Genomic DNA, 7,935 nt, shown 5'->3' on the forward strand with positions numbered 1-7,935 from the left:
TGCCCATTCGTAACTGGACGTCTGCTTTAAATCGCTTTATGATTATGTTTGATGATCGTATAAGCAGGCATTTAATCTAAAGGGCAGTTACACAGAATCTGGGATGGGCTCAATTTGAGAGGCCAGTCTTTGTGCGTAAATACTCATTTATTAAATCTTCCAAATCATCAAAAATATTAGCGATTACTTCACTGAAAACACAAAGACCAAACTATAGCATAGAAATTAAAATCAAACTTTTATGTCCTAATAAGTGTATCAATAGTTACTAATACTTGACAATATTTCAATAAACCCTATACTTTTTTCATAGGATAGTCTAGTAACTTTTGTTGGTAATCTATCGGTTTTGCTTTTAATGTCGTAATGATGAGAATCCCTTTTATGCCCTCACAAACTGCCCGTCTACACCAAATCAGCGTTGGCAGTGACATTTTAGCAACTACCTCCCTTTATCCAAGTGCCTTTTTCTGGACAAGTAGCCTCAATCAAAGCTCCTTTAGTCACATACTAATGTTCAGTTATGGTTTTTTAGATATCGACGCATGTCTATCTTTAATCAGCACAACTGTCTGTTTAACCACACTATCTGCAGATCGGATGCCTACTTGTCGGACAGGCGTCATTCAGGCAATTCGTTATCAACATTCTGATGGGGCCATGCACTTTTACACCCTTGATGTTGTCACTCCTAACTGGCAATTGACCCAGTCCATCCATACTCGCAGCTTTACCCATCAATCCACCCTAGATATCATCACCAGCATCCTTAGCGATTACGACTTTAACTGGCAGCTCTCAGAGCAACTACTCTCATCAGAGCCACTAACCACACAGCTCGCTATGCGTATGCAGTCTGATGTCAGCGATTATGACTTTATTACCGGCTTGCTTGCCGATATTGGGGTCACCACCTATTGGGTATCAGGTGACTCAGTGGATGAGCTTGGCTATTGGTCTTTAGTCAGTGCGCTAGACGAGAATGAGTTATCACCACTTGACTATAGCTACGAGAAGTCTTCAGTACAGTCTGGTACAGACTCTGTTGACGAGCTACAGATGATCGCCAAGCAGTTAGGCACTCGCACAGTGGTGGTACGCGCCGATGGACTCGCCGCTGATACTATCTATGAAGGCGTAGCAGATGACGACTCTCAGCTGGCACTAGATGATACTGCTGTCTTATTAGGGGCACCATCTCGGGTATATAGCGACGAATCTGCTACCCGCTTAGCTGAGCAATGGGTACGCGCCAATGGCTGCAATAGAGAATATTATAGCGCCACAGGTGCCATGCGTGGCCTAAGTATCGGTAGCAGGGTTAGCATCAACAACCTACCTTCTATTTGCCATTTATCTACATACTGTACCAGCATGACCCTCGTTGGTATTGAGCCTGATAGTGACAGCGTCTCCTACCACAACCAAGTGCTGATAAAAGACTGGATAGCGCGTACCGCAAAGCAAGTAACGCAAACAGCACTTAGCGCCATACCCGAGCATGGCTACGACATCGCTCGAGATACTGGTATCTGGGTAACCGCCACCTTACTAGATGCTGCTATTCCTTACTGTCCCTATCCAAGCCAGCAATCTTTTGTGAGCAGCACCTATACAGGTCTGACCCAAGCTCGTACCGGCGATACCAGCACTTCATCCTCGCCAAGTTACGACTCTAGTGTCACAGATGAGGGTCTACAACAAACCATCACCACTCCAGTCTTCTCAGGTATCAGTCCGCATGATAACGGGGTGACACCACCGCTGCGCTCATTACAACTGTCCTCAGGCGCCACTCATGGTTGGCAGTTTGCCCCAAGGCTTGGACAATCCGTCCTTTTAAACTACTGGTATGGCGATATCGACAGCCCCGTGATCAGCCGCGCCCTCTATGACGGTATCGGCATGGGCGATAGTGACGACAATGACATCACTAGCCGTGATGCCGGACTATCCAACAGACATAACCTACAAGGCGGATCCTCGCCAAGATGGCATGGTGGTGGCCTTGGTCACTCGCAAATCTGTGAGGATGATACTCATAGTGGCTGGCTATCCGGTATTGCTCAATACGGACTGACTTCTAACTCTGAGGTTGCACTAAGCTTTGATGACACTCCAAATAAGAGTGGCCTGCAGTGGGCGGTCAATACCGCTAGTCGTGCCAATGCGCAAAACCCAACGATAACAGACAAAGCGACCTTTGCTCCTGATGAGCACATCCTAGAATTAGGCGTGCTCCGTCATCGCTACAGCAATCATCAATCGACCACCAGCGGACAAGGCATCAACCTTGCCACTGACCATGGACTACAAGCCACAGCGGATAGCGGAGTCTTGCTCTCCACCTTTGGTATCAGACACACGCAAAGCGAGCACGAGTCGGCTTGGGTGAATGATGCAGGACAACGACAGTTAAAACTCGGTGCTGAGCTGAATGAGACCTTAGCAGAGGCCAAACAAGCACACCTGCAATCGACGAAAGAGATAAGTAGTGCTAACGATTCTATAAAAGCGTTTGAAAAGGCAGCGCAAGTCATCGACGAGAGTATGAACACCGAAGTGCTGGGTGCACCCGATGTATCGATAGTGAGTAAAGACAGTATTCTGACCTCAGCCAGCAACACCCTAACCACCGCAAAGACCATCGTCCGCCAATCAGGCAGCACGCAGTCGGATGTGGTGGCAGGCAATTATACGCTGATGGCAGATCGTATCGAGTCGCTATCAGGCATTGCTGGGCAAGCTGCTCTATCAGGACTGCATATCAGTGCCAATACCAAGCCTGTCGCGATACAAGCCCAAGGCGGTGAGTTGCAGCTGCACAGTCAACAAAGCATGACGATTGGTAGTGAGGCTGGACAGGTGAATATCTCCAGTCCAAAGCGGATTAAGCTGCAGACCTCAGCAGGAGCATCGATTACGATAGATGATAGTGGGATTAAGTTGGTGTGCCCGGGAGAGATTAAGATCAAGGCGGTGAAGAAGAGTTTGGTAATGGGTGGTAAGGTTAATGCGCCAGTAATTGCTTTGCCGACTTCAGGGTTGTTTAGTAAAGCATTTGATCTTAAAAAATTACTGCCACAAGATTTAATAGACCAAGGCATCAGTTACAAGCTAATTAATCACTCTAAAGGAACAGAGTTTGAGGGTAAACTTGATGAAGAGGGTCAGACATTAAGAGTATTTGGAGATAAAGCTGAGAAGGTTGAGCTAGAGATTCTTGGCAACGTGAACCATAAAGGAGAGATTAAGGTCACTGATGTATCAGATCAGATGGAGTGCAATAATTGCTCTATTGAAGACCTATTTGAAGATTGTGGCGATAATCATGCACATGATGAAGACGACTTTGGCTGTTAGACCTCTTACAGAGTAAATTTATAGGATAACCTATGTACTTATTAAGCAATAAAAATCTATGCTTCTTTTCGATATTCCTCTTTACTATACCATTCATCAGTGTAGCTCAAACCACAAACGAAGAAGATTATCAAAATTATTTAGATAGCATACCACGCGTTCAGCTTAAGATGATTCCTAATCCAAAAGAAGAAGTAAACGAATCTTTCAACCAAACCAATGAACCAGATTCAGTGAGCTATATCGATAAACTAAATAAAGAACTGGCAATCGATGAAGTTCCTTTTCGGTATGTAGATTATGAGTATAGCGATGGGAAATTCACTACTTATCCATTTGAACTGGTGAATGAGAAATTGCCAACGATAGAAGGTAGTAATCCTAATTATGATAAAAGATACGACAAAGCCTTTCAAAAAATGATTTCCAAACTCGTCAACCCTATAGATCTTGCTAAAAAAGAACTTTATGCACTGGGTTCTCAAAATGCAGGAGTATATATACAAGATATAAGCACTAATAAAAAGTATGTATTCAACGAGATTTGCTTCGATAATAAGTGTGCTATAGGGCAAGTATTCTATATCTTTAATCCAACCAATTATAATATGACAGGTATGCTATACGATGGTTGTTCATTTATCAAAGATAATATAACGGGTAATGAGCAGCGTACTAAAGAGCTATTACGAAAATATATTGATAAACAAGATCCTCTAAATCATAGCTACGCTCCTAATGCTTGTAAAAAACAGTTATCAATAACGGGGGAAAAGTAATATGAGCTCACTAGTAAAACCAGTTAAAGATGTTACTTATACTCCTGATAGAGTCGGCTACATTAGAGCGGTTTCTAGACAAGAATCATCCTCAGATCTACGCTATTCTTATACTTATAAGGGTAAAAACAAAGAAGGCGGGTATGTAGACAATCCAGCATCTGTTAGAAGGCTGAACCCTTGGGACTATGTAGGGCTATTCCAATTTTCTGAGATAGCACTAGAAGATGTAGGTTGTTATAAAAAAGACAAAACTAGAAATGGTGAACATCAGGATTGGGGAAACAAAAAAGATAAATATTGGACTAATAAGTACGGTGCTTCATCATTTGATGTCTTTAGAAATAGTGGTGAAATACAATTGAAAGCAATCCAATATTGGATTGACCGCTTATGCAACTATATGAGAAATATAAATGCAAATGAATTTTATGGTAAAACTATTACAGAAGCGAAAGATCTTGATCCTTTTGAAGTAACAGAATCGGGAGTCATTGCAGCTAGACACCTAAAAGGTGATGATGCTGTAGTAGATTTTCTGACATCAAATGGAAAAATTAACAAAGTTGACGGTAATAAAACCAGTGTTGGTAAATATATGAGTCTATTTGCTCATTATAACCTTCAAACTTGTTGTAAACGAAAAGTATACGTGAAAATTGTAGATGCTAAAAAAGTTGGCATTCCTAACAAAGAAGTTGAAATCAGCTCTGAATTTAAGGGTACATTTAATTTGGGTAAAATAGTAGTTACTCATAAAACAGACAAAGATGGTAATTTACCCATAATAGTCAGACATCCAGAAGCAAAAATTCAGTTAAAAATAGATGCCAATCTTGTTGAAACAATAATTCAAAAAGCAGATCAGCTACAAGGTTATGAGATATTATATCTAGGTGAAAGCAAGTATTCTTCCAAACTATCAAAACATGAAAAATTACAAACTACTAAAGAAAGTAAAGATACCGATAGCAGTACCAATAGCGTTGAACCAATTGGATCAAATCAACACAGTGAAGGTAGCGATAATAATGAGAAAATTGATGAAGTCACCTTTAACATAAAACTAGTAGAAGCAGACACGGGCAAACCATTGCCAAAAGCAACCTACCACCTTGAGTATAAAAACAATATCAAACCGCATCGAACTGACAGCTCAGGTATTGAGTCAGGTATAAAAGCTGATATTAGCCAATCTATCAGTGTTTATCTTGATGATGACGGCGGTAAAAAGCAATCAATCTACAGCATGGCATTTCCAGTGACAGGAGACTTGAACGGACAGACCAAAGTACTTAAAGTTCCTGTCGTAACCCTACAACTTATATTCATTGATAAAAACAAAAAGCCTGTACCTAATTACGAGTTTAAAACCGTCTACCGTGGGCGTACCTCTGAGATTAGAAAAGCCAATGCAAGAGGCATAGCCACTGTTAAAGCACTGGCGGGACAGCAACTAAAAGTCATTCATGTAGCCGCAAATAAATTTACCAGTAATATTGTCACTGATGGCTCAACTGAATGGACATACAGCACTGATAAACTGATTGAAAATAATAGCAGTTCAACAGGCTCTGCTTCCACTAGTAATGCGCCCTCAACTACGCCGCCCTCTCAAAAGCCCAGCTCTACAAAACCTAGTACTTCAAGTGAAGTTAATAAAGGCACTGTCATACGCGATGACAAAGTAACACAACAAGGCCCAACACATGAAGTTAGGACGAAACAAGCAAAGATCACGATTAAGTTTTTAGATGAAGCAACAGATAAGCCTTTATCAGGATTAACTTATTGGACTCAATCTACTAAGTATGGCAAAAATGCTTCTACTACTGGTAGTGATGGCACAAGAGGTCGTACGCATGATTCAGATGTGGGTATCAGCATTGCGGTGATAGTTAACGAGAATGGTAAGGAAATTAAGAAAGGTACTATCATCGCTAATAGTGATAAAAACGGTGTTGCTTATGTTTATAAGGCTAAAAAGCCTAAGTTAGATCCAAGTGGTGCACATTGGCATAGCAGGTTTAAAGCAAGTACAAGTTTAGATGATTTATCAGAACCGTTTAAATCTAATGCTAAGAAATTTATTAGTGCATTGAAAGCTGCTAACATCTCAGTTCGTATTTCTACTACATATCGTCCTGATGCAAGATCTTATCTAATGTACTATTCAACTAATATAAAAAGAGGCAAAATTAGTCCAGAAAAAGTTCCTCCATGGCCTGGTGTCAATATTGATTGGACTCATGGTGGAAATAAGAGTAAAGCTGTTGAAGCTGCTAGAGCTATGCATGCTTCTTATGGTATTGGAGGCAACCCTGTTGGAAAACCATCTAATTCTAACCATAATGTAGGCCTTGCAGTAGATATGACAGTCACTAACTATTCAGGTAAGACAATTAGTTTAAATGGTAACAAATATAAGATAAATGAATTTAATGATTTAGTTGCTGCTGGGAAGAAAGTATCCGTTATTTGGTATGGAAGTAAAGACAAGCCGCATTGGTCACAAACTGGAAGATAATATGAAGCTTAAATATGTAGTAGTTAAATTATTGTTATTAAGTCTAATAATAGGTTGCACACAGTTAGAAGAAGTAGATAAGGAAACTATTACACTAGAAGCAGTAGATAAGGAGTCAGATTTATTGTTAAAAGAAGAAGTAAATGAAGAAACTGCTGTATTACCAGAAAACTTGAATAAGGAAACTATTGTACTTAAAGATAGTGAAAGCTATGCAATTGGTGGAAGCTTCAATACTATAGGAATAGAAGAGAATGATAAAACGCTTGCTTGCATTAACTATCCTGAAAATATAAAAAAAGGATTTTTTCTAGATTTAGATACATCAGAAGTGCCTATAATCAAACTTCAAAGTATTGAAGTTAATCCAGATCAGATAAATTTATGTAATGAATATTTTAATACTCAAGAATACACGCATACAGCGGTATTTTCAGAGAATTTTCAATATACGGTAAACGGTTATGTGTTTAAAAATGAAGATATCAAGATTTTTACTGAAAACGGCAAAATGATTGGATTAGATCTAAATTCTGATAACAAATCTGATTATTTAAATACTTGTTCAAGCATAGAGTCTGAGCATCTAAGTATTTGGGATAATGAGTTAAAGCAGGCTAGATTAGCTTATGCGTATCGACGCATAGATGCAGATCTTATCGAAACATGTGAAGATATTGATTATCTTGATATAGAGTGATTTTTTATTAAAATTAGTACTATGCCTATTATAAGTAAGCATAGGGCTTCGTTTTAAAGCCTTGGAAGATTATATTGGATAGAAATTTATATTTTATGAAAAAAATACTAGTTATATTGGCTCTACAAGCTTGTAGCGATCCTACTGTTCAACTTCCTGTAACTGATGTCCATAATGGCAATGACATAAACTCAAAGTTAGGGACGAATACTACTCAATCATCGTTAAAAGCAGATACAGATATAGTCAATCCATAATAAAAGGAACTGACTTTATGACTATGAGAGTTATCCTTTTATTAGGTTTCATGTTGTTAATATCTTTCACTTACGATATCGTTAGCTCTTCAATCGAGAATATAAAAAAGTCGGATCCTACCAATCGATCGTACGAAAATGCCTACTTTGAAGTAAATTCTGATGTTACAGAAAGTGTAGAGCTTAGATTAATTAATATATAGTCAATCCCACCTAAAAGTGTTATAAACTAACTATCAAATTCAATTGTTATTATAAAGACCATGACTTACTCGCTAGATTTTCGCAAACAAGTACTAAAAAGCTTAG

4 protein-coding genes are annotated in these 7,935 nt (G+C 39.4%); all 4 read left to right on the forward strand.

Annotation, left to right across the window (positions count from 1 at the left end):
* Positions 1-384: 384 nt before the first annotated feature.
* Genes HQR03_RS13695 through HQR03_RS13710 form a run of 4 tightly spaced genes read left to right on the forward strand, consistent with a single transcriptional unit; the run spans position 385 to position 7,369 of the window.
* A complete protein-coding gene (locus HQR03_RS13695; RefSeq protein WP_173240556.1) occupies positions 385-3,363 on the forward strand; it encodes a DUF2345 domain-containing protein in 2,979 nt (992 codons plus the stop codon).
* A 32-nt stretch (positions 3,364-3,395) separates the two neighbouring features.
* Entirely contained in the window at positions 3,396-4,142 is a 747-nt protein-coding gene (locus tag HQR03_RS13700; RefSeq protein WP_025653316.1) for a hypothetical protein, read from the forward strand.
* A 1-nt stretch (position 4,143) separates the two neighbouring features.
* A complete protein-coding gene (locus HQR03_RS13705; protein ID WP_025653317.1) occupies positions 4,144-6,669 on the forward strand; it encodes a M15 family metallopeptidase domain-containing protein in 2,526 nt (841 codons plus the stop codon).
* Positions 6,626-7,369, forward strand: a complete 744-nt coding sequence (locus HQR03_RS13710) for a hypothetical protein (protein ID WP_156915677.1) — start codon at positions 6,626-6,628, stop codon at positions 7,367-7,369. Before HQR03_RS13705 ends, HQR03_RS13710 begins: the two co-directional genes overlap by 44 nt.
* Positions 7,370-7,935 lie beyond the last annotated feature (566 nt).

This window comes from Psychrobacter okhotskensis (genome assembly GCF_013248965.1).
Lineage (GTDB): Bacteria > Pseudomonadota > Gammaproteobacteria > Pseudomonadales > Moraxellaceae > Psychrobacter > Psychrobacter okhotskensis.